The 23,752-nt window shown below is 44.1% G+C and carries 17 protein-coding genes; 10 read left to right on the top strand and 7 right to left on the bottom strand.

Going from position 1 to position 23,752, the window contains the following annotated elements; translation table 11 throughout:
- Window positions 1–99: 99 nt before the first annotated feature.
- Complete coding sequence (locus ABZD21_RS03995; protein ID WP_372773054.1) at window positions 100–669, top strand: acetate uptake transporter; 570 nt, start codon at window positions 100–102, stop codon at window positions 667–669.
- 374 nt (window positions 670–1,043) lie between these two features.
- The gene (locus ABZD21_RS04000) at window positions 1,044–2,090 is read left to right on the top strand and encodes a M20 family metallo-hydrolase (RefSeq protein ID WP_372773055.1); all 1,047 of its coding nucleotides are present in this window, start codon (window positions 1,044–1,046) and stop codon (window positions 2,088–2,090) included.
- A gap of 385 nt (window positions 2,091–2,475) precedes the next feature.
- Here the strand turns inward: ABZD21_RS04000 and ABZD21_RS04005 are convergent, their stop codons facing one another.
- The 3 genes from ABZD21_RS04005 to ABZD21_RS04015 all read right to left on the bottom strand — a co-directional run bounded on the left by ABZD21_RS04005 (window position 2,476) and on the right by ABZD21_RS04015 (window position 4,863).
- On the bottom strand, window positions 2,476–3,708 hold the full coding sequence (locus ABZD21_RS04005) for an ammonium transporter (RefSeq protein ID WP_372773056.1): 1,233 nt from the start codon (window positions 3,706–3,708) through the stop codon (window positions 2,476–2,478).
- A gap of 12 nt (window positions 3,709–3,720) precedes the next feature.
- Window positions 3,721–4,077, bottom strand: a complete 357-nt coding sequence (locus tag ABZD21_RS04010) for a P-II family nitrogen regulator (protein WP_372773057.1) — start codon at window positions 4,075–4,077, stop codon at window positions 3,721–3,723.
- Between the two features lie 114 nt (window positions 4,078–4,191).
- The gene (locus tag ABZD21_RS04015) at window positions 4,192–4,863 is read right to left on the bottom strand and encodes a hypothetical protein (protein ID WP_372773059.1); all 672 of its coding nucleotides are present in this window, start codon (window positions 4,861–4,863) and stop codon (window positions 4,192–4,194) included.
- 1,052 nt (window positions 4,864–5,915) lie between these two features.
- Between ABZD21_RS04015 and argH the strand changes: the two genes are divergently transcribed.
- The 3 genes from argH (at window position 5,916) to ABZD21_RS04030 (ending at window position 13,665) form a co-directional block, all read left to right on the top strand.
- Complete coding sequence (gene argH, locus ABZD21_RS04020) at window positions 5,916–7,247, top strand: argininosuccinate lyase (protein WP_372773061.1); 1,332 nt, start codon at window positions 5,916–5,918, stop codon at window positions 7,245–7,247.
- Window positions 7,248–7,563: 316 nt separating this feature from the next.
- Window positions 7,564–12,156: a glutamate synthase large subunit gene (gene gltB / locus ABZD21_RS04025; protein WP_372773063.1), complete on the top strand. Its 4,593-nt coding sequence runs from the start codon at window positions 7,564–7,566 to the stop codon at window positions 12,154–12,156.
- Window positions 12,157–12,177: 21 nt separating this feature from the next.
- Window positions 12,178–13,665, top strand: a complete 1,488-nt coding sequence (locus ABZD21_RS04030) for a glutamate synthase subunit beta (RefSeq protein ID WP_372773064.1) — start codon at window positions 12,178–12,180, stop codon at window positions 13,663–13,665.
- A 582-nt stretch (window positions 13,666–14,247) separates the two neighbouring features.
- Here ABZD21_RS04030 and ABZD21_RS04035 read toward each other — a convergent pair.
- The 4 genes from ABZD21_RS04035 to ABZD21_RS04050 all read right to left on the bottom strand — a co-directional run bounded on the left by ABZD21_RS04035 (window position 14,248) and on the right by ABZD21_RS04050 (window position 17,330).
- Window positions 14,248–14,700, bottom strand: a complete 453-nt coding sequence (locus ABZD21_RS04035) for an META domain-containing protein (protein WP_372773066.1) — start codon at window positions 14,698–14,700, stop codon at window positions 14,248–14,250.
- A 191-nt stretch (window positions 14,701–14,891) separates the two neighbouring features.
- Complete coding sequence (locus ABZD21_RS04040; RefSeq protein ID WP_372773067.1) at window positions 14,892–15,434, bottom strand: hypothetical protein; 543 nt, start codon at window positions 15,432–15,434, stop codon at window positions 14,892–14,894.
- 11 nt (window positions 15,435–15,445) lie between these two features.
- Window positions 15,446–16,411 (bottom strand): lysophospholipid acyltransferase family protein, encoded by a 966-nt coding sequence (locus tag ABZD21_RS04045; RefSeq protein ID WP_372773069.1) that lies wholly within the window; start codon window positions 16,409–16,411, stop codon window positions 15,446–15,448.
- Between the two features lie 58 nt (window positions 16,412–16,469).
- A complete protein-coding gene (locus ABZD21_RS04050; protein ID WP_372773070.1) occupies window positions 16,470–17,330 on the bottom strand; it encodes an N-acetylmuramoyl-L-alanine amidase-like domain-containing protein in 861 nt (286 codons plus the stop codon).
- 262 nt (window positions 17,331–17,592) lie between these two features.
- Between ABZD21_RS04050 and ABZD21_RS04055 the strand changes: the two genes are divergently transcribed.
- From ABZD21_RS04055 to ABZD21_RS04075, 5 genes are all read left to right on the top strand, one after another.
- On the top strand, window positions 17,593–18,186 hold the full coding sequence (locus ABZD21_RS04055) for an RNA polymerase sigma factor (RefSeq protein WP_372773072.1): 594 nt from the start codon (window positions 17,593–17,595) through the stop codon (window positions 18,184–18,186).
- Window positions 18,187–18,188: 2 nt separating this feature from the next.
- Window positions 18,189–19,061: a FecR family protein gene (locus ABZD21_RS04060; RefSeq protein ID WP_372773074.1), complete on the top strand. Its 873-nt coding sequence runs from the start codon at window positions 18,189–18,191 to the stop codon at window positions 19,059–19,061.
- 6 nt (window positions 19,062–19,067) lie between these two features.
- Window positions 19,068–21,629: a TonB-dependent receptor plug domain-containing protein gene (locus ABZD21_RS04065; protein ID WP_372773076.1), complete on the top strand. Its 2,562-nt coding sequence runs from the start codon at window positions 19,068–19,070 to the stop codon at window positions 21,627–21,629.
- A 283-nt stretch (window positions 21,630–21,912) separates the two neighbouring features.
- On the top strand, window positions 21,913–22,698 hold the full coding sequence (locus tag ABZD21_RS04070) for a hypothetical protein (RefSeq protein ID WP_372773078.1): 786 nt from the start codon (window positions 21,913–21,915) through the stop codon (window positions 22,696–22,698).
- A gap of 113 nt (window positions 22,699–22,811) precedes the next feature.
- Complete coding sequence (locus ABZD21_RS04075) at window positions 22,812–23,720, top strand: hypothetical protein (protein WP_372773080.1); 909 nt, start codon at window positions 22,812–22,814, stop codon at window positions 23,718–23,720.
- Window positions 23,721–23,752 lie beyond the last annotated feature (32 nt).

Raw genomic sequence — 23,752 nt, forward strand, 5'->3', positions numbered from 1 at the left:
TGTAATTGCGAAAGATTGATGAAAATGAGAAACGAACTTTGCAATCACGTTTTAATGACTATTTTTGCGCCATTAATTTATCAACTAACAAGTTAACAGATGCAAAATTCTAAGTTAGGCAATCCGGCTGTCGTAGGGCTGGGTGGCTTCGGTTTGACAACACTTTTACTGCAGTTCCATAATTTGGGATGGGTTGGTCTTGGACCAATTTTGGCAATGGGGATTATTTTTGGAGGTACTGCGCAATTGGTCGCTGGATTTCTGGAGCACAAAATGGGAAATAATTTTGGCTTTGCGGCTTTCACTGCCTATGGCTCATTCTGGATCGGTCTGGGGATTATCTGGATTTTGAACCACTTGCAGGTTTATCCGTCTTCGCACAGCGATGTTGGTTTCTTTTTGGTTGCCTGGACACTGATCACCGTTATTTTCTGGGTTGGCTCTTTCTTTATCCATACGGCTATGTTTGTGACTTTTGCGTCATTGTTGGCTGGCTTCGTGTTACTTGATTTGGCACATTTTGGATTCGAGACATTGAATACAGCGGCGGCTATCGTTTTGATTGTTTGTGCATTGGCGGCTTGGTATATGATGGCTGCGATCATTCTAAACGATTTGGCGGGAAGAGAAGTTTTAAAAGTAGGAAAGCCTCTGATTGCTAATAAATAGAAGTGTCGGCATTCAATTTTTTATGTGCCGACAAGTTCCGGGATCGCTGCCGTTGTTTTATTCAATTTCGGGCGTTGATTCATTTTGTTACTAATAGGTTTATGAGGTCAGAAAATGAAATATCAGTTTTAGCCTATTCGAATTGCATTGTATAGGGGTGATTTTGGAGTAAGAGTAGAAAGCTCTGCTGGTATTCGTAAGTTCGCGAAAATTGGCAGAGCTTTCTGTTTAAATCAGCACCGTTGTTGTTTTATGCATTCGGGTGTAAACTTTATATTTAAAGTAACGGTTATTTAATCGTTCGGGTGGTAGGATGCCGTTTGGGTGTATTACTTTCGCGAACATTGTTACATTTGTTACTCTAATTTAATCAAATGGAAGCCTATATTGAGTTGTTACGGTCGATGATTCAGACTCCTTCTTTTAGTCGGGAGGAGGGTCCTGTCGCTTTGCTTGTCCGAAATTTTCTTACCTCAAAACGCATTGCTTTTCACGAAAAAGGATGGAATACCTGGGCTCGGAATAAATTCTGGGACGACAAAAAACCGGTCATTCTGTTGAACTCGCACATCGATACCGTAAAGCCGGTAAAGAATTGGACTAAAGATCCGTTCTCGGCAGAGGTGGATGGGGATGTTTTGATTGGTCTTGGCAGTAATGATGCAGGAGCGTCGTTGGTAACTCTGATGGCCGTTTTTGTGCATTTTTATCAGGAGGAAAATCTACCCTATAATTTAATTTTTGCCGCTTCAGCAGAAGAGGAAATTTCCGGAAACGGAGGAATGGTGAGTTTGGTGGAGGAGTTTGGCGATGTTAAATTGGCGATTGTTGGCGAGCCCACCCAAATGCAAATGGCTATCGCAGAAAAGGGACTCATGGTGTTGGATTGTACCGCCCACGGCAGGGCAGGGCATGCAGCCCGAAATGAAGGTGAGAATGCATTGTATAAGGCTGTTGACGACATCAATATTTTACGCCAATACAAGTTTGAAAAGGTGTCTGATGTTTTGGGTGAGGTGAAGTTGTCGGTTACTCAGATCAATGCCGGTTATCAGCATAATGTTGTGCCCGATAACTGTACTTTTGTGGTTGATGTTCGCACGAATGAGTTCTACTCCAATCAGGAGGCCTGTGATGAAATTCAGGGGTTGATTCAGTCTGAAGTCGTTGCTCGTTCTTTTAAATTGAATTCATCCGGAATACCCGTCACTCATCCGATTGTTCAGCGTGGAATTGCGTTGGGCTTGAGTTATTATGGTTCGCCAACGACTTCCGATCAAGCTGTTATGCCTTTCCCGTCAATAAAAATAGGTCCGGGCGACAGCGCTCGTTCGCATACTGCTGATGAGTACATTTTGGTCTCGGAGATTGAAAATGGCTTCGAAGTTTATTGCTCCTTGCTGGAGAAGCTGGAGATCTGATATCGGTTTAGCTTATGGAAAGGATGAAGTATTTAAGTTGCGTCTGTTTATTTCCGCTGGGTATTCAGCGTGGCTTAGAAAAGAAGCATATCCAGTGTCTATATTTTTCCGGCTGTTTTAGAAGAAGGCTCTCACTTGTGAGTTTTATTTCTGGTTGATCGGCGTATTTTTACAAGGAAAGAATGAAGTGGGGGTGATTTTTGATTCAGTTCGTAATGATTCGGAGATAAACTCAAATAGAAAAAAAGGATGTTAACCAACATTGGTCAACATCCTTTTTTTTATTTGGTATTTAAGCTTTCGTAGCTCTGTTGATGTGATGCAGGAAGGGCCTGCCACTGGCAGGCCCTTGAGAAAGCTACAGACTTAAAGGCTGAAGAAATTATTAATTGTAGGCACTTTCTCCATGCTCGTAGATATCCAAACCTTCTTCTTCGATGCGTTTTGTAACTCGCAGGATTCCAGCTTTCTTCAAAATGAAGAACAGAATTAATCCAAGGCCGAAAGCCCATCCGAAGTATGCCAGGACACCAATTGCTTGAATTCCCAGGGCGCCAGCTCCGTGACCGTAGAATAAACCTTCAGAAGTAGAGAAAACTCCAACTAAAAGCGTACCAACGGCACCACAAACACCGTGTACAGAAACTGCACCAACAGGGTCGTCAATTTTCAATATTTTATCAAAGAATTCAACTGCAAATGGCAGGATGAAACCGGCAATAATACCAATGAATAAGGCACCAACTGGGTTAACCGCGTCGCAACCTGCAGTGATGGCTACCAAACCGGCCAACGCTCCGTTCAATGTTAACGACAGGGTAGGACGTTTGTAGCGGAACCAGGCAACAATCATGGCAGTTACAGCTCCGGCTGCAGCAGCCAGGTTGGTTGTAACAGCGATGTGACCAATAGCAACAGCATTTTCAGTACCGGCAGCAGCTAATTGAGATCCGGGGTTGAATCCGAACCATCCGAACCACAGGATGAAAACACCTAAAGCACCCAAGGCCAGGTTGTGACCAGGAATAGCGTTCGGAGTACCATCTTTTTTGTATTTACCCAAACGAGGTCCAATGATCGAGGCACCGGCTAAACCAACCCATCCACCAACGGAGTGTACAATAGATGATCCGGCGAAGTCGTGGAAACCAAGTTCACTTAACCAACCACCACCCCAGGTCCAGTGACCTGAAATTGGGTAAACAAATACAGTAATTACAATTGAGAAAATCAAGTAAGAGATGAACTCTGTACGTTCTGCCATTGCTCCGGAAACAATCGTTGCTGCAGTCGCGGCAAATACTGTTTGGAAGAACAGGTCAGCATAATCAGAATAGTTGTCACCGAAACCGTCGCTCATGAAGAACAGGTCGGGGGTTCCAACGAATCCGCCAATTGAGTCACCATACATTAATGTAAATCCGATGGTCCAGTATAAGATTGAACCGATGCTGAAGTCCATTAAGTTTTTCATCAGAATGTTTGCTGTGTTCTTGGCGCGGGTAAAACCGGCCTCTACCATCGCAAATCCAGGTTGCATGAACATTACCATAAATGCAGCAATGAGCAACCACATATTGTCTATGCCTATTTGTAGGCCTTGTAAAGTTTCTTCCATGATCTAATATTTTTATTCTTCTTTACCTTTAATGAATAATGACTCGTCTCCAAATTCTCCGGTGCGGATGCGGTAAGATTCCTCCATGCTTGAGATGAAGATTTTACCGTCGCCTATTTCGCCGGTTCTACCAGCTTTCATAATGGCCAATACTGTTTTTTCAACATTTTTATCGCGCACAACTAATGAAATCATTGTTCTTTCAATCGAGCTTGTGTCGTATGCAACACCGCGATAGACACGCCCTTGTCGTGTTTGACCAACACCGCGAACATCCCAGTAAGAGAAGAATTCGATATTTGCTTCGTGTAGTGCTTCAACTACCTCATCAAATGTGGTTTTTCTAATAATTGCCTCAATCTTTTTCATGTGATATTGATTTATATTTTTTGTGTCACATGGAATAACCAGAATTGGGGATAGTGCCCACAGATCGGTTTCCCAATCCTGGTTATTTCACTTAAATCTGTTTGTAATATTGATTTAGAAAGAAATACCTGCAGTGATAAAGAATCCACCGGTAGAAGGATTCAGAATTACAGCTCCTGAAACAGGTAGTGTGAAGGTGTCAGTGACTACGATGTCCTTCGAAGTTCCAACGCTGATGTTACACACAGCAAAATCGCCGTCATCAGAATATTGGCCATCGCCAGCACCTAAGGCTACGTCAAATGAACCAAAAGAATAACCGGCTTCCAGGTAAGTGTCGCCTTCTTCGCCAAATTTCGTCTCGCCATCTTCAGGTAGCAGCATGTAGGCAGCAGTGAACGAGAAATCGCCAGCGCTAACTCCTAAGCTTGGTTCCAGGTAGTGTGTTGATTTTGGAGAAGTCCAGTCTCCACCGAAGTAGTAGTCTGTAACAGTTAACGAAACAGCACCAATCGAATAGCTTGCATAAAGGTCCATTTCCAAACTTTCAGAACTTCCCGAGTTTACAGATCCCCAGGCACCCAAAGCGAACCCGCCAGTGCTGAATTCTACATAGGGTTGGAGGGCCGCGCCTTCGCCGAATTTAGCACCACGCCAAATGTAGCTAGAGTAAATGTCTAGACCAGTGTCCCATGAAGAGGCTGCCTCTTCGTCTTGTGCTTGAACGTTTAAAGCAAAAATCGTCGCAAGTCCAAATGCCAGTAATAATTTCATTGTCTTTTTCATGATGTAAAAAATTTAAGAGTTTAACTGAACTTTTTTAAGTGATAATTTTGTTTGGTTTTGCTTTAACGTGTGATCTTTTAAAATGCTCGTTTTTTAAAAGGGTCCCCTGTTTGTTTTTTGTCTCCGGTTCAAAAGTAGAGATATTTTTAAGTCGGGTGTCGAAAAAATAGGGGGTGTACCCCAAATTAATGCAAAATTAACATTCAATACCTTGAAAAAAGATGGTCAAAACGCCTTATCTGTGTCATTTTATCACAATAACCCCTTAATTTACGGGGTAATGTGATAAAATGATAAAATATTGATCGATGATTGTGGGGCGTTTTTAGTTTTGACTTGGATGATTGGGGTGCTGGATTAAAATGTTTGAAAATGGCCGAAATGGTAGCTATGTGTTCGTACTTGGTGTTTTAAGCAGATAAAAAGAGATTAAATAGAGTGTTTTGTGATATTGGTGATTTTTGTCAATTGTGGGCGGTTTTAGGATGAGGAATGCGATTTGATTTCCAAAGGATGTGGCGGATTAATGGATGGTTTCCAGCGGAAAGAAAGATGTATCTAGTTGACTGTATTTCTTGTGTGTTATGTTTTGTTGATTGTCCCTTTTTAGGTTTTAGGCTTGCCGGACGCGCTATTTCCTATGGTTTTGCTGCTGTTTGTGTTGGAGATGGGCCGTTTCGGTGCTATTTGAGTTTCCGGACGATAATTCCATTGTAGTCGTGAGGGGGAGAGGTTTGGTTTTTTATATTTTTTGCAAGCATGGGGGCTATTTTTAGGGGGGGGCTTTTTTTTTGATTTATTGGCATAGTGAGTTTTTTGTGCGGGCAGACAACGGGAGATGTTGTGTCGGTGGGTCTTGAACTTGAAGCTTGGTTTTCGTTAGTTTGCCTTGCTTAATTTTACAAAGTCGCTTTGCTGGTCTATTTGTTCGATTTTTTGATTGAAAATAATCAATATTCCAGTGTTGTTATTAGCTTAAGTGTATTGAGAAAGCAAACGTGCACTTTTCGTAGTAATATAATTAAAGTATATTTGGGCAAAATTCAAATAAAATGAAACTCTGGGATAAAGGCTACTCTGTTAACAAGCTAATTGAAGATTTTACGGTTGGAAAAGATCGTGAGTTGGATTTGTATCTGGCTCCTTTTGATGTTTTAGGGTCGATGGCTCATGGCATCATGTTGTCGGAAATTAATCTCCTTCCAAAGGAGGAGCTAAAGTTGTTGTTGCTGGAGTTAAAGTCGATCTACAAACTGGCCGAGTCTGGCGAGTTTGTCATTGAGGATGGTGTTGAGGATGTGCATTCGCAAGTTGAAACCATGTTGACCCGCAAGTTGGGCGACATAGGTAAAAAAATTCATAGCGGACGTTCGCGGAATGATCAGGTATTACTTGACCTGAAATTATTTACCCGCAGCGAGATCCGCGAAGTTGTAGAGCTTGGTGATCAGCTTTTCCAAACGATGCTGAAGCAGGCCGAGCGCTTTAAAGATGTTTTGATGCCCGGATATACTCACCTGCAAGTCGCGATGCCATCATCGTTCGGGTTGTGGTATGGCGCATATGCCGAGAGTTTGGCCGACGATTTTTTATTGTTGCAGGCTGCTTACCGTATTGCCAATCAAAATCCGTTGGGATCGGCAGCAGGTTATGGTTCCTCTTTCCCGATCGACCGGCAAATGACCACCGACTTATTGGGCTTTGAGCAAATGAACTACAATGTAATATATGCCCAAATGGGGCGAGGTAAAATGGAGAAAACGGTTGCTTTCGCACTTTCGTCTATTGCTGCTACGCTCTCGAAATTGGCTTATGATGTTTGTTTGTTTATGAGCCAGAATTTTGGTTTCGTGGCTTTGCCTGATGAATTGACCACCGGATCGAGTATTATGCCTCACAAGAAAAATCCGGATGTTTTTGAGTTGTTGCGCTCACACTGTAATAAATTGCAGGCGATGCCAACTCAAATTATGCTGATGATTAATAATTTGCCGAGTGGCTATTTCCGCGATCTTCAAATCGTGAAAGAAGTTTTCCTGCCCTCGTTTAAGGATCTTAAAAATTGCCTGGAGATTGCCAATTTTGCCCTTTCCGAAATGTCGGTAAGGGAAGATATTCTGACTGATGAACGTTACAAATACGTGTACAGTGTAGAAGATGTCAATCGAATGGTCATTGCAGGAGTGCCGTTCAGGGATGCCTATAAAAAGATTGGCATGGAGATCCAGTCCGGAACCTATGAGCCAAACCGGGAAATTGTGCATACGCATGCCGGTAGCCTGGGGAATTTATGTCTTGCGGAGATCGACGCAAAAATGAAGGCGGTGCGCAGTCAGTTCAACTTTGAAAAGGTTGACAATTCGATTGCTAAGTTGCTGAAATAGTGCAATTCTGTTAATAAAATGTTATCATTTATTGACCGGTTGATATTCCCTCGTTTTGAGCCTCGATTCTAAGTCGTTCGATTTCACTTGTTTATGAAATTATGCGTTAAAAGTAAAGAGTGTGGGCTATGTTTTCGAACAGCTTTTTTAGAATTGAACGTTGGATGATATTCATTTTATGGCTATTTTTGCTTTCACTTCGTAAGATTTTCGCGGGTTTTGCTTATAGTTTTAAATCACTGTCGATGAATCAGTGATTTTATTGTGTCTTGCAGGCTTAGTGCAAGACTTAGATGATTAAAATAAAAATGTATAAATGATGCAGTTAGAAACTCCCAAACAACAGGGTCTTTATCGCTCTGAATTTGAACACGGTAGCTGTGGGATTGGATTCGTAGCTAACCTCAAAGGCCGGAAACAACATCGTGTTATTTCCGATGCTTTGGCTATGTTAGCTCGGATGGAACACCGCGGCGGTACCGGATATGATATTAAAAGTGGGGATGGAGCCGGGATTTTGCTACAAATTCCACATGAATTATTCATGGAAGAATGTCCGAAGGAAGGAATCAAGCTTCCTACATTCGGAGAGTATGGTGTAGCCATGATCTTTTTCCCAATGGAAGACCGAAAACGCTCGGAATGTAAAGATATTATTTCCCGTAACCTGAATAAGTTTGGACTGCCTTTCTTGGGTTACCGAAAAGTTCCGGTTGATAATTCCGATTTGGGACGGGATTCGCGTGCAACTGAACCTTACGTTCAGCAGTTGTTCATTCGCAAGCCGGCTGACATGTCTGTCGAAGAGTTCGATCGTAAACTTTTTGTCTTTAGAAAATATACCGAACGTCTGGCGCGTGAATCGGTCGCCGGAATCGGATACGATGGATTGAATATTATTTCCTGTTCATACAAGACCATTATTTACAAAGGTCAGTTAACAACCGAACAGGTCTCGCTATATTTCAAAGATTTGAACAACCCGCTGGCCGTAAGTGCCATTGCGTTGGTTCACTCACGCTTCTCAACCAATACGTTCCCATCGTGGAAACTGGCTCAGCCATTCCGCTATATTGCACACAATGGTGAAATTAACACGAACAAAGGGAATGTGAACTGGATGCGTGCCCGCGAAGCGCTCCTTGAATCGACCTTGTTTACGCGTGATGAACTGGAAATGATTTTCCCAATTTGCGACCTGAAAGCATCGGATAGTGCCAACCTGGATATGGCCATTGAAATGATGGTGTTGAGCGGACGCTCGTTACCTCATGTGATGATGATGCTTATTCCGGAAGCATGGCAAAATGATCCGGAAATGGATCAGGCTAAAAAAGAATTCTATGAGTTCCATTCTGCCATGATGGAACCCTGGGATGGTCCGGCTTCGGTATGTTTTACCGATGGCGTTTTGGTTGGCGCAACGCTCGACCGTAACGGGTTGCGTCCATCACGCTACTGTGTGACTGAAGACGATATGCTCATCATGGCGTCCGAATCAGGTGCGCTCGATGTTGATCATGCTACCGTGAAAGTTCGCGGTCGCCTGCAACCCGGTAAAATGTTTGTAGCCGATCTGGAACAAGGACGAATTATCTCTGATGAAGAAGTTAAGGCTCAAATCGTTTCGAAACAACCCTATGGTAAGTGGGTGGACGAGAATATGACTTATCTGGATGACCTTCCTTCAATTCCTGATTTGGAACTGAAAGAACCCGATCATAAAACACTTTTTAAGCGTCAAAAAGCATTTGGTTTTACACACGAAGAATTGGAAGTTCTTTTGAAACCAATGGCCGAAACAGGGAAAGAAGCGATTGGTTCGATGGGGGCTGATAACCCATTGGCCGTTTTGTCTGATCGCCCGGTGTTGTTGTCGAATTACTTTAAACAATTATTTGCCCAGGTAACAAACCCGCCAATTGATCCAATTCGCGAACGGATTGTAATGGATTTGCGGACTTATGTGGGTGGATTCAAAAATATCTTAACCGAATCTCCGGAGCATTGTCGCCGAATTGCGATTGAGCAACCGGTGTTGACCAATGAGCAGCTGGTGAAATTGTCGTATGTCGATCATGCGCATTTTCAAACCAAGAAAATCAGTATCGTTTTTCACGCGAATGGTCAACCGGGAACTTTAGCCAAAAAACTGGAACGTTTGTGTGTTTATGTTGAAGACGCAATTGATGAAGGTTACTCTATCATTCTTTTGTCCGACTTCTCTGTAAGTACCGACCATGCTCCGATTCCTTCCGTATTGGTTGCTTCAGCTGTTCACCACCACCTCATTCGTATCGGAAAACGTGGTAAGGCCGATATCATAATGGAGGTTGGCGATGTTCGGGAAGTACACCATCTGGCAGTTCTTTTGGGCTATGGTGTTTCTGCTGTGAACCCATACATGGCGATCGATACCATTAAACAGATGGCGAACGAAGGCAAGTTGGGCAGCATTACTCCGGAAAAAGCAGTTAAAAACTATGTGAAAGCGGTTAGCGGCGGATTGTTGAAAATCTTCTCCAAAATGGGGATCTCAACGCTGGCATCCTATCAGGGTGCTCAGATTTTCGAAATCCTGGGTATCAACTCAGAAGTGGTTGATAAATATTTCACCGGTACGGTTAGCCGTATTGAAGGACTGAGTCTGGATGACATCGCCAAAGAAGCTCTTGCCCGTCATCGTCAGGGATTCCCAACTCGATTGGGAGGATCAAAGGTGCTGGAACCAGGTGGTGAATACCACTGGCGCGTTGACGGTGAACGTCACTTATTGTCGCCAAAAGCAGTTCGCCTTCTGCAAGAGGCTACGCGTAAAAACGATTACAAAAAATACAAAGAATATAGCCAGGTCGTTAACGATCAAACCAAAGCTGCATTCACACTGCGTGGTTTGATGGATTTCAACTCCGATCGGGATTCAATTTCGATTGATGAAGTTGAACCGGCTGAGAGCATTCTGAAACGTTTCGCCACCGGAGCGATGTCCTTCGGGTCAATTTCGTGGGAAGCTCATACAACCTTAGCCATTGCATTGAACCGTATCGGTTCAAAGTCAAACTCAGGCGAAGGGGGTGAAGATCCGATCCGTTATACCAAATTGCCGAACGGTGATGATATGTGTTCGGCAACCAAGCAGATTGCATCTGGTCGGTTTGGCGTAAACAGCTATTACCTGAGTATGGCCAAAGAGCTTCAGATAAAAATGGCTCAAGGTGCAAAACCGGGTGAAGGTGGTCAGTTGCCAGGACATAAAGTTAACGGTTGGATTGGTCGTGTTCGTGGTTCAACCCCTGGTGTTGGTCTGATTTCGCCTCCACCTCATCACGATATTTACTCGATTGAGGACTTGGCTCAGTTGATCTTCGACCTGAAAAACAGTAACCGCGATGCACGTATCAATGTGAAGTTGGTTTCTGAAACAGGTGTTGGTACTGTTGCTGCCGGTGTTTGTAAAGCCAAAGCCGATGCGGTATTGATCTCCGGTTTTGACGGAGGGACTGGTGCATCTCCATTGAGCTCGATTAAACACGCCGGATTGCCGTGGGAGCTTGGTTTGGCTGAAACACATCAAACCTTGGTTCGTAACCGCTTGCGCAACCGAATCACAGTGCAGTCTGATGGTCAAATGAAAACCTCACGCGACTTGGCAATTGCAACTTTGCTGGGAGCCGAAGAATGGGGTGTGGCAACTGCAGCGCTGGTTGTTGAAGGTTGTATCATGATGCGTAAATGTCACAGCAACACCTGCCCCGTTGGTGTAGCAACGCAAGATGAGCGTCTTCGCGGTAAATTCACCGGAAATCCTGATCATGTCGTTAATTTCTTCGAATTCCTGGTTCAAGGATTACGTGAAATTATGGCCGAGCTGGGATTCCGTTCGATCAACGAAATGGTTGGCCAGTCTCAGTGCCTGAAATTTAAGGAAGATGTTGATCACTGGAAATATAAAAACCTCGATTTGAGCCCGATCTTGTTCAAAGAAACAATTGGTGCCGATCAGGGGCTGTATAAAATGCAGGAGCAAAATCACCAAATGGAAGAAATTCTCGATTGGCAGTTTGTAAAAGCAGCAGAGAAAGCGATCAAAAATGGTGAGAAAGTATATGGTGAGTTCCCGATTATAAACATAAACCGAAGCGTCGGTACGGTACTGTCGCACGAAGTGACTAAAGTTTATAAAGGAGAAGGATTACCCGATGAAACAATTCACTTCAAAATGACCGGTTCTGCCGGACAATCATTCGGCGCCTTTGTTTGTAAAGGAATTGAACTGGAGGTGGAAGGTGATGCCAATGATTATTTTGGAAAAGGACTGTCTGGCGGTCATTTATCGATCTACCCAAATAAAAATGTTCAGTTTGTACCGGAGAAGAATATTATTGTAGGTAACGTTTGTTTCTACGGAGCAACCGGAGGTGAAGCATATATCCGAGGTATTGCTGGAGAACGTTTCTGTGTTCGTAACTCCGGAGCTCAGGTAGTTGTTGAAGGAATCGGCGATCACGGATGTGAATACATGACCGGAGGTAAAGCGATAATCCTTGGTAAAACCGGACGGAACTTCGGTGCCGGAATGTCGGGTGGTGTTGCCTATGTGCTCGATGCCGACGGAACCTTCCCAAGCCAATGTAATCTGGAAATGATTGGATTGGAGAAAGTGGACGATGCTACCGAACAAGCCGAACTGAAGGCGATGATTGAAAAGCATTTGGCTAAAACAGGTTCTGCTGTGGCTGAATACATCTTGTCTGACTGGAACTACAGTTTGTCGAAATTTGTCAAAGTTATTCCAACAGACTACAAACGAATGCTTGGCTTCATTGAAAAAGCCCGCAGCACCGGTAAGTATGAAAAAGAAGACGATATTATCGAAGCAGCCTTCGATATGTCTTTGGAAAGCATGTAATATCAATTTTTTAGAGAAAAAATGGGAAAGCCTACAGGATTTTTAGAATATAGAAGAGTTGCCAATCCAACCCGACCAATCGGGGAGCGCCTCAAGGATTGGAATGAAGTATACGTGTTGCGCGACAAAGAAACTTGCGAGACACAAGGAGCCCGTTGTATGGATTGCGGAATCCCTTTTTGTCATCGCGGCGAACTGATGCACAACGGAGCTTCCGGTTGCCCGGTTTACAATCTCATACCTGAATGGAATGACTTGATTTACCGCGGACGATGGGAAGAGGCACTGGAACGTTTACACCACACCAATAACTTCCCGGAGTTTACCGGACGGGTTTGTCCGGCTCCGTGTGAAGCGGGTTGTGTGTTGGGAATCAACGAACCGGCAGTTACGATCCACGATAACGAACGTACCATTATCGACTTTGGCTTCCAAAGTGGATGGGTTGTTCCCGAGCCGCCGGAATACCGAACCGGAAAAACAGTTGCTGTTATTGGTTCCGGCCCTGCCGGATTGGCAGCGGCTGCCCAGCTGAACAAAGCCGGACATTTGGTGACTGTATTCGAACGTGACGACCGTATCGGTGGATTGCTCATGTACGGAATTCCAAATATGAAACTGGACAAAGAAGTTGTTCAGCGTCGGGTTGATATTTTGGCTGCTGAAGGAATCGTGTTTAAAACCGGAGTTGAAATCGGTAAGGATGTCAGTGCCAAGAAAATACACAAAGATTTCGATGCAGTGGTATTGGCAACCGGTGCGACCAAACCTCGTGATCTGAAAGTTCCGGGGCGCGAGCTGGATGGTGTTCACTTTGCAATGGACTTCCTGCGTGCCAACACAAAAAGTTTGCTCGATAGCGAACTGAAAGACGGAAAGTATATTTCAGCAAAAGGTAAAAACGTTATCGTAATCGGTGGCGGTGATACAGGTACCGACTGTGTCGGAACTTCATTGCGTCATGGATGTAAGAATGTGAAGCAGTTTGAGATTTTGCCTCAGCCACCAAAGGACCGTAACAATGTTGCAAATCCGTGGCCTGAATGGCCGGGAACGCAAAAAATTGACTACGGTCAGCACGAAGCCATTTTTGTACAGGGTGAAGATCCTCGCGAATATCTGGTGATGACCAAAAAGTTTGAAGGCGACAGCAACGGAAAACTGATCGCGATTCATACCGTAAATATTGAATGGGCCCGCACTGAAGAAGGTGGCATGTATCCGAAAGAAATTCCGGGAACTGAACGCCGTTTGGAGGCTGATTTAGTATTGCTGGCAATGGGCTTTCTGGGGCCGGAAGATATAATCGCTGAAGAATTGGAATTCGACCGGGATGGCCGTTCAAACTATAAAGCCGAATATGGTGAATTTAAAACCAGTAAGAAAAAAGTTTTTGCCGCGGGTGACTCTCGGCGAGGACAATCGCTGGTTGTTTGGGCAATCAACGAAGGACGTGCTGCAGCGCGTGAAGTCGATCGCTTTTTGATGGGAGATACTGTTCTTCCTTAATTTTGACCTTATTAGTTTTTTAGCATATCAAATAATTGAAGAAAGTCCCGGTTTAGACCGGGATTTTTTTTGCTCGTCTATTATTGTCTCTTGTCTTTCGTGAATGCAAGTTTGTTTTCGGCGATCGACAGAATCTGCCGATTATTTTGCTAGTCGTCTTTTCATAAACTGATTCTCGATATTCCGGTCAATTCCTTTTATGGCCGCATTCTTTCTGAGCAGACCATTTTAGTCGACCTGATAGTGTCGATGCATAATTACATATTTCATTGCTGAACCGCCTCAATAGATGAATTATACCGCTTTGCAGGTTGTTTTTAAATACGAATTGGTCTTCGTAGACTGCAACGGTAGTCCTGTGGTGAATAGAAACAGAAATCCGAGGATCGGAATGAAACGTCGACTTCCTGTACGATTCATTCTGCCTGTGTTCCGGACATGTCGGTTCAATAATGCCTGAGGTCGACTTTTTCGGAATAATGCCGGACTGTTTTTGCAAAGCACTATGCCAGCGTTTTCGCATGAGCCTCTATGCCGGGTTTCTTTTGTTCGCTCAGCGTAATAGGACGGGAAGATGAGCTGCTATTCGGTAACGATCTTGTAAAAGTCAAGTCGATTATTCTCGTTTTTCAGGACCAGTTTGTCCCCGGTGCAACTGATTATCCAGCTGCTTTGCTGTAATAACGAAATTAGTTTCTCCTCGAGCTCCATCCGATCAGGACAGAACATCTTCGTTCTCAAAACCGATCCTATCTTAAGTTGATTTGCGTTAACTTCAATCGTTCCGTTTATCGAATTGCAACCGGCTTTTCCCATAAATCGGCTTTCCTTCGAAATAAAATCGATAAATATTTCTTCTCCAGCGTTGGTCGGTTCTTCCTGAATTGCTTTTAATGCCCATTTCCCATTTAGTTTGTTGAGCATCCGTATTGTGATATCTTTTTTTGTGGCTTTTTTGGGTCCCGTCAATTTTGGGGTAATGCAGGAAGCCAAAGCTATTGTCAAAAGAAAAATTGATATTGCTATTAGTTTCATGACTTCAATTTTTACTTATTATTTGTTGCGCTTGATTGGTTGGTGATTTCTGTTGAAACCGGACAGAACGTCCTTTGGGTAGATCAGGTTGTACGCGGCAAAGTTAGGCTAAAAAGAGGGTTGTCAGGAAATTATTTTCGATGTGAGCGGTTGGCAGAATCAATTTTTCTACTTTGATTTGTGCTTAGTTGTCACTTGGTGAGTGACTTAGATGTATTGTTAAGTTTTCGTTGTACCTGCCTGATCAACTGGCGGGAGTCATTTAAATGTTCCATCGTATGGAAAAAAAGTTCGTTAATAGCCGTAGTATCCACCTCGTCAAGAACTATTCGGAGGTATTTTTTTGATTCGTTTAGCGAGCTCATGGCTGATTGTAACTCGGATTTGCATTCGATTGCTGCTTTCGCGATGGCAGCTAAATCCTGGTTTTTGGCAGCAAAGGTCGCATCGTCGGCACTGTAGACGGCTTGTTGCAGTTTGACCCCGATGCTGTCCATGGCCGAAAGCGCCTGAAAGCAATATTCCCGAATCATTTCCAGATCCGACGCGCCATTGTTGAATTCCAGGATGTTGGCCGTTTCCTGGCCGTAACGCCAGGCTTCATTGGTGTGATTGCTGCACTGTTTTAAATGCAGTGGAAGCTGGTCTTGAGCCGACGAAAAATGTGGAAATACACAGATCAAAAAGAGAAGAACGATACTTCGACTTACAATTGCTTGTTTCTTCCATTTCATGCCGCGTTCAGTTAAATCGATTTTATTTTATTCTTCTCGTCAATCATTTCGTCAACTATCTTTTTGAACGAAGAATGCTCATTGCGGGGAATCAGTTGCTGATTTTCTCGTCGCTTGTGTTTCCAACGGCGATGCGACCACAACCAATATTCCGGTTTTTTTTGAATGATTTGTTCTATGATATCCACATAGCTTAGCAAAATATCGTGTTCCGATTCTCCGTCTCGATTTGCACTGATTTCGAAAAAATCGGCCACATACTGTCCTCTTTTCACCTTATGAATGTAGTGGAAAAACACCGGAGTATTTGTTTTGCTGGCAATTTTTTGAGGCCCGCTAAAGAAAGGTGTTTCCTGATTCAGAAAAGTCGTCCAGTATTGCGATGCTGAAGGTGGGGTCTGATCGGCAGCCAACCACAGCATTCCATAGTTGGGGCCTTTGTTTATGGTAAATGATGCCCGGGGGGCGTTTTGCATCGGAACTTTGGTCGATCCATATTGAAGCCGCATTTTTGACATGTAGTCTTCCATCGGAGGGTTGCTTTTTAATGGACTGTAAACCCCATAGATTTCGTGTTTAACGTGTTTCGACAATCCCGCGTTCCATTCCCAGTTGTTGTAGTGGAAGCACAGCAAAAGAACTCCTTTTCCATCTTCAAAATTCTTATTCAGTCGGTCCACATGGTCGAAACGGACGTGCTTTTTCAATTTTTCAATCGGGAGTCTGTTCATCTTGATGGTTTCCAGGGTAATGTCGCAAAAATGGCGGTAGTATTTTTTAGCAATGGCATTCACCTCCTCTTCCGTTTTTTCGGGGAATGAATTTCGTAGGTTCTGATAAACCACTTTCTTGCGATAACCAATCAAATAGAAAACAAGGAAATAAAATAGATCAGAGAGTGCATATAAAACCGGAAACGGAAGGTATGCTAGTGCTTTTAACAACGCGACGCTCAGCCGCTGAACATATATTTTCATCGTTTATTTTTCTTTTTAAAGCTGCAAAAGTAGAACTTTTTACGAAACCCTTCGATGTCTAGTTTGCACGTGCCAGCATGATTCCGGTGAATGATTTTTTAGTCGCCAGATAGTCACTCAGGGGCACATCCGAAATGACTACTTTTTCGAGCACCGAGGATGCATGTAGCATGTGCACCCGACCATCAACCCAAACTACAAAGCCAACATGGGCAATGTCCAATCCGGCAATGCTTGTCGTGATACCAATCAGATCTCCGTTTTTCAGAAATTTTTCCTTGGTTTCAAGTTCTTCCTTAGGAATATAAAAATGATTGCTGCTGCTGATTCGTTGTTCATGTGCTGCTATTTCCCGAATCATTTCCGGATTGTTTTTAAGAAGCTGATAGCTATCGGGATGTGTCGACATGAAATTTATGGTCTTTTGCCACGGTTCCTGAAACGTGTTGTCGAGCGGGCTTATGATTCCCTTTTGGGCATTATCAAGCAGCCAGTCGCTAAAGTAGTGTAAACGTGAGAGATATCCGTCGCGATGGCCGCCACGATAGCGAATTCTTTCCAACTCGTTGGCGTAGCTTCCGAAATCGGTTTTCCCCGATTTAATGGTTCGGGCAAGTGCCAGACAGGTTTCATCGAATGTGGTGCAATCCAATTCACGCAAATTGACCACCAAACGCTCGGCTTCTCCATTTTCCAGCGTGTACGACACATACGGAGTTCCAAGGAAGGTTTTGCCGATTTTGATCAGTAGTTCTCCTGTGGGAAGTTTTCTATCTGGCGTAAACTGCATTAGTTTGTTTTCAACCCGGAGTGTATCGTCCTCGCAGGCGATCAGTTCTGTTTTCGACTGATTGCCGGGCTGGCTGTTGCAGGCATGGCCCCAAATGAATAAAAACAGAATTACTGAAATGAACTTCATGGTCAACGTTGATTGATTTTTACCGAGGGAAATTACAAAAATATTTTTAGTGTGAGATTGAGCGGGTGAATCGAAGTCACGCGGTCAATTGGAGTAAAAGCCTACGAGAAAGCTCGCCTGCAGCGAACTACCCGAGTCACATTTGAGTGCTTGACTTCAAGTCAAAACCTCATTCCAAGGTTCCAACGCGCGTTTGAGCCGTTTGCTGGTTGATTTAAAAGTAACCCGATCAGTTGTTGTTAGGTTCGCAATCAACTATTCGGTGAAACAAAGTAGGGTATTTGCAGCTTTATGCGGTACATTTCCGAAAAGCGGAAAGATTTCCTTAAATTATCAAACGGAAATTAGTTGGACAACCAAAGCGAAAAATCAATTGAAAGCGCACGAATTTAAACATTTGTTTGATCAGTATTTCGATGCAATCCGCCGCTATATATACTACCGGTCGGGCGATCGGGAATTAGCTACTGATGTGGCGCAGGAAGCTTTTATGAAGCTTTGGGAGAAGCAAATTCCTTTTCAACTGAAAGAAAATGTGGGATTGCTATATAAAATGGCATCCGATTTATTTGTAAGCCGTTACCGGCATCAAAAAGTTGAATGGGAGTACTTGAAAAAGTTGGAATTAGACCTCGAGGATGAGTCGCCGGCCGAAAGGCTGGAATACACAGAGCTTAAGAAACGATACGAGGAAGCCTTGGGGAGCCTGTCGGAAAAGCAGAGAATGGTTTTTTTAATGAGTCGGTTGGATGGATTAAAATATCAGGAAATTGCAGATCGGCTACAAATTAGTGTCAAGGCTGTCGAGAAACGAATGAGTGTTGCCTTGAGTTATTTAAAATTGAAATTGCGTTGACCATGAAAACAGAATCAGGACATACACATTCACCAAAGCCCGACTGGCAAAAGTTGGAGGAGTTGAACAGTAAACTTCAGGTTAACTGGGAGGATCCAAAAGAAGCAATTTGGGCGAAAATGGAGAATCAGCTTACCGAAAAAGAGGCAGCTCCAGCTCGTGTTATCTTCTTGTATCGAAAAGAGTTTCGGCTAGCGGTGGCAGCATTGGTTGCTGTTATGCTTGCAATGTCGGCTTTTATGCGTTACTATGCTGATTCCTATCAAATTAAGGCTGGCGAACATCTGGTGGTGAAATTGCCGGACAATTCGCAGGTTCACATGAACGCCGAATCGTCCATTTCGTATCACCCGTTTTGGTGGGCGTTTGCTCGCGATCTGGAGTTTGAAGGCGAAGCCTATTTTGAGGTAAAAAAGGGGAGCCGCTTTCAGGTGGAATCAACAAACGGCACAACCACCGTCCTTGGAACCAGTTTCAATATTTATTCGCGCAATGAAGCGTATCGGGTAACTTGCCTCACCGGGAAAGTAAAGGTGAGCAATCCGGCAGGAACAGAGCAGGTAGTTCTGGAACCCAATGAAAAAGCAGAGTGGGGGGGAGATGCCTTTTTCAAAATAAACTATGAAAGCCAACAGGATATCGCCTGGACAACCAATCAGTTCGTATTTACTGCGCGGTCTGTTCACGAAGTATTCGACGAAATTGCACGTCAGTATAACATTCAGATTGAAGTGGCAGATGGAATTGCTTATACGTACAGTGGAAATTTCATGAAGCAAAATGACATTCGTTCCGTATTGGGATATGTCTGTCGCCCGTTTGGTCTTAACTTTACCGAAGTAACAGCCGGTGTTTTCCGAATCGAAAAAAACTAGTCCGTTTTGAAATACATTCTGATCGTTAGTTACCTTTTATTGATCAGTAATTTTGGCTTTGGCCAACAGCTCGATCTTCGCTATCAGGAAAAACCCCTGAATGAAATTTTGTTGGATCTGCGTGATCGTTACGATTGTCAGTTTTCGTTCGACGATGCCAAACTTTCAACCTATCGGGTAAGCGTTAAACAAACATTCCGAACTACGACAGAGGCGTTGGATGTTTTATTGAAAGACCTTCCGCTTGACTATGAAAAAGCCGGAGAGGTTTTTTTGATTTTCAACAGGGAGGTGCTTCCAGTATCTAGAATTTATCGAATATCAGGTCTGGCTATGGATGCAAACAATGGTGAATCTTTGCCTTTTGCGTATGTCCGGATTAATGAAAAAGGACTGATCACCGATCAGAACGGTGCCTTTTCTTTTCGGTCTGATACTGATAGTACATTCCAAATTAGCATTTCTTATCTCGGTTATTACTTGATCGATACGCTGGTGGCCGAAGGCTTGCTTCAGCAATTCAACTTAAAACCATCGTTGGTTCGGCTAAAAGAGATTCGGGTTGAGGGCGTTCCAATTGTTCGATCAGTACAAATAGGGCAACAAGCCGGCGAAATTCGGTTGAACCATCAGGTAGCGCAAAGTTTGCCCGGCTATGGCGACAATTCGGTTTTCAACTTGTTGCGCTTACAACCGGGGATTCTAGCAGCAGGTGAGCAGTCGAACGATTTAATTATTCGCGGAAGTTACGAAGGACAAAGTCAGGTACTGTTTGATGGTTTCACGCTGTTTGGAATGAAGAATTTTAACGATAATATCAGTGCGGTTAATCCGTTTATGGCAAAGGATATCAGGGTAATGAAAGGCGGTTTTGCAGCAGAGTATGGCGATCGGGTTGGCGGAATTGTTCAAATTACCGGAGTGTATGGCAACCCAGACGATTGGCAAATGCAGCTTAGCGTGAATAACATGACCATGAATGGGTGGTTAAGTGTTCCTTTAGGCGGGAACACGTCGCTTGTGATGGCTGTGCGTCAGACTTATTACGAATTGTACGAAAAAAATCAGCTGACACTGGGCTCTAGCGGGCGCTCCGGCAGAGGTAGTACGATTGATCGGTATGTGTATCCCGATTACAACTTTGGTGATTTAAATGCGAAGCTATCCGGCAAAACAGATGGCGGCGATTTTTACAGCTTCAGCTTTTTCAGGGGGCACGACCGTTATGTGTATGGGTTGGAGTATGAAACACAGAGCCAACGAAATAGGGTGGAATACGAAGACAAGGAAAAAAACCTGCAATACGGGGCATCGGCTCAATACAGCAAAGCATGGGCAAAGGGGCTGCGAACCCAAACTACGGTGGCCTATTCATCACTTGAAACCGAAGTGTTTAATTTGCGCGAGTCGTCAGGGCAGCAAGGAGGCACAGGAGGAAGTGGCGGAAACGGACAAGGAAATGGCGGAAACGACCTTTCGGGTGACACCGGAAACACGACAAGTGTATGGAATACTGATGTGGATGATTTTAACCGGAATAAAATTTCGGAATTCCGGTTCGAGCTCCGAAATCATTTGCCGTTGCACGAAAAACACCGATTGGGGTTTGGCTTCGGACTGCTTCAGAATGAAATTCATTTTCAGGAAGATTCTTTTAACCTTAATCTGGCGCGCGAGAAAAATCGGATATCACGGATGCATGTTTATTTAGAAGACCACTTCACCGTTTTTCCGCAGCTCCAACTTATTGCCGGACTTCGTTCTGATCTGGTTCCCAATTTGAATCGGACGGATTGGCAGCCACGAATTTCGGCCAATTATGAACTCAGTAAATCGGTCAGGGTCACTGCTTCGTGGGGCACATACCGGCAATACATTTCCCGAACTTCGGTGATCGATGCTTTAGGCAACTACCGCTATCTTTGGGCTGCCTGCAACGATTCTGATATTCCGGTGTTGTGGTCTCGGCAAGCGATTGCCGGAATTAGCTGGAATCGATCCGGTTTTCTGTTCAGTGTTGAAGCCTACCGAAAACATACCAAGGGGTTGAGCCGCTATATCGACGTGTCGACTGGTAGCGGCTTGTTCCGGGGCGATGCCAAAACTTCCGGGCTCGATTTCTTTTTGAAAAAAGACTGGGAAGGACACAGCTTTTGGGTGACTTACACGCTCAGTGAGACCAAAGAACATTTTTCGTATTTCGAATCAGAGCAGTATCAGCCAGCATTACACGATCAGCGACACGAACTGAAAACCGCAGCAGTACTCAATTTTGAGCCGTTTTTTCTATCGGCTAATTATGTTTTCGGCTCTGGTTTCCCCGGGTTGTTGGACGATTCGTCTGTCGAAGGGAGACCCTATCATCGTTTTGACACGGCTTTAAGTTATCGATGGATTAAACCGAAGTATAGCATGGAAGCCGGGATCTCTATTCTGAATGTCTTCAATTATGAAAACATAAAGTACGCCAACTTTGTGCGTATTCCCGACGATCAGGAGGCAACGCTAGACGTGTCGGCCGAGGCTGTTCCGTTTACACCAACCGTTTTTTTAAAACTAGCGTTCTAAATGGGGCGGAGGTGAGGCCGTATTCAACCGTTTTCGAATCGGAGGTCAGAATATCTATCGGCAACCTGCAAATACAGCCGCGAAAATTGGTCTGTTCCGCCATGCCCGGTTTGCCACGTTGAGTTTTTGTTTGTTTTAAACCTTTCGTTTCACTTGTTTATCTTCTCGCTTTCGCGTACGCTTAAAAAGTTTGTCATTTTTTTTCTCTTTTGGGTAGGGTAAATGAACCTTGGTGCGGTTTGCTATTGAAAATGTCTTAATAGAAACGTTAAACTAATTCGTTATGAAAACAATCGCACGCACAATCGGAACAATGGTCTTGTCACTTTTGCTTGCAGCGCCGGTAGTTTATGCACAGACTACCGATCAGGACAAAGACCAGATTCAACAAAAGGATCAGGACAGGGACCAATTAAAGGATGGTACTTGTGTTACTTTGGACGGTGATCAGGATCAATTGAAGACTCAGGACAGAGATCAATTGAAAGACGGAACCGGTGACGGTATGCCGGATCAACTGCAAACTCGTGATCGTTTGCATGTGGATCTGACTGATGAACAAGTTACTTTGATGGAGGCAAATCAAGAGTCAGCCAAGCAGTTTCGGGCAGCATTTCAAGCGACTATGACCGAAGAGCAAAAAGCGATTTTGGAGAATGCGGAAATGACCCGCGAACAAAAACGCGAAGCATTAATGGCTACATTCACTGAAGCGCAGTTGGAGATGGTACAGGCACAGGAACAAATAAGGGCTGAAAATCGCCAACAATTGCGGAACACGGTTAGCACCGAACAAATGAAGCAGGTTCGTCAGCAGTTGCAACAATCAGAAAACTGTGAGAATGCTACCGCTGTTCAGGAACAAGCTCGTCAGCAAGTGAGACAACAAAATCGCGAGAATGCACAGGAACAAGCACAAGAGCAGAGTCAGGAAGAAGCACAGGAACAGGCACAAGAGCAAAGTCAGGAAGAAGCACAACAACAAGCGCAACAACAAGGTTCTGAAAATTCAGGCGCTGGTACCGGTGGCAATGGCGGAGGCAACGGTAATGGAAACGGAGGAAACTAAACGAATTGCATAATTCGTTCAAACGGTAAATTCGCAACTCGACTTTGATTAACTCGGCAAAACTCTGTGGCCCGGGAAACCAACCACAGAGTTTTCCATAGCAGGAAAACGGTATGAAACTGAAATTAATACTTGCAGTTGTAGCCCTTTTAGGCAGTCAGGCGCTGATGAGCCAGATTAATCGGGTTGAAGTGAAAGACCCGGATCGTATGGCACGGATTGATTCTTTGCTGAACGATGTGTTATTTGGGGCAGATGATCTTGAGTCGCTATTTATAGGCAAACAGCATTTTCAGTTTATTTATGCCGGAACCAATTTCAACAGCAAAACCTTCTTTGCCGGGCGCGAAATTGGGAGCAACCAGTATAACCTTTCAGGACAGCTTTATTACATGCACTCCGTCGGGTTTTTTGCCGGTGTTTCGGGTAGTTGGTACAGCGAACTCGATCCGAACTATCGAACCACTGTTATTAGCGCCGGCTTTGGTAAAGGCCTCAAGAAATATCCGTTTTTCCGCTATCGTTTTTCCGCCGATTATTTTCTGTTTCATGTCGATGACCCCGATTTCGATCCATTGTACAGTTCAAGTTTCAACGCAGGTTTTACCCTGAAATCGAAAAAGCTTGGAACCCGGTTGGATGGTTCACTGCTGGTGGGACAGGAGTTTGGACAACAACTATCGTGGGACGTGTATGCGTATCTGAATCTTGCTCGGTTTGGCCGCTTCAAATACTTGCGTTTGGAGCCTGAAGTTTCGTTGTTTTTTGGATCGGAAGCAGCCGAGTTTTTGTTGAGTGAAGCGATTATTGACGAATCCACAAGTACCGAAATTACAAGCTACTACAAAGATGTTTTTGGCTTGTTGAATGTTCAATTGCAACTTCCGTTAAGTTTGAGTTTGAAAAATTTCAATCTGGAAGTTTCGTACAATTATAATTTCCCCCAAACGGTTAGCGACAGCCAAAGCTACCCGGATGCTTCTTACTTCCGGGTGTCGCTAGGCTATTTCATCAATTTGTAACCGGGCAGGTCGGTTGAGGGTTCTGCTTGGAA

It is taken from the genome of Mangrovibacterium sp., from assembly GCF_041596335.1.
In the GTDB taxonomy this organism is placed as follows: domain Bacteria; phylum Bacteroidota; class Bacteroidia; order Bacteroidales; family Prolixibacteraceae; genus Mangrovibacterium.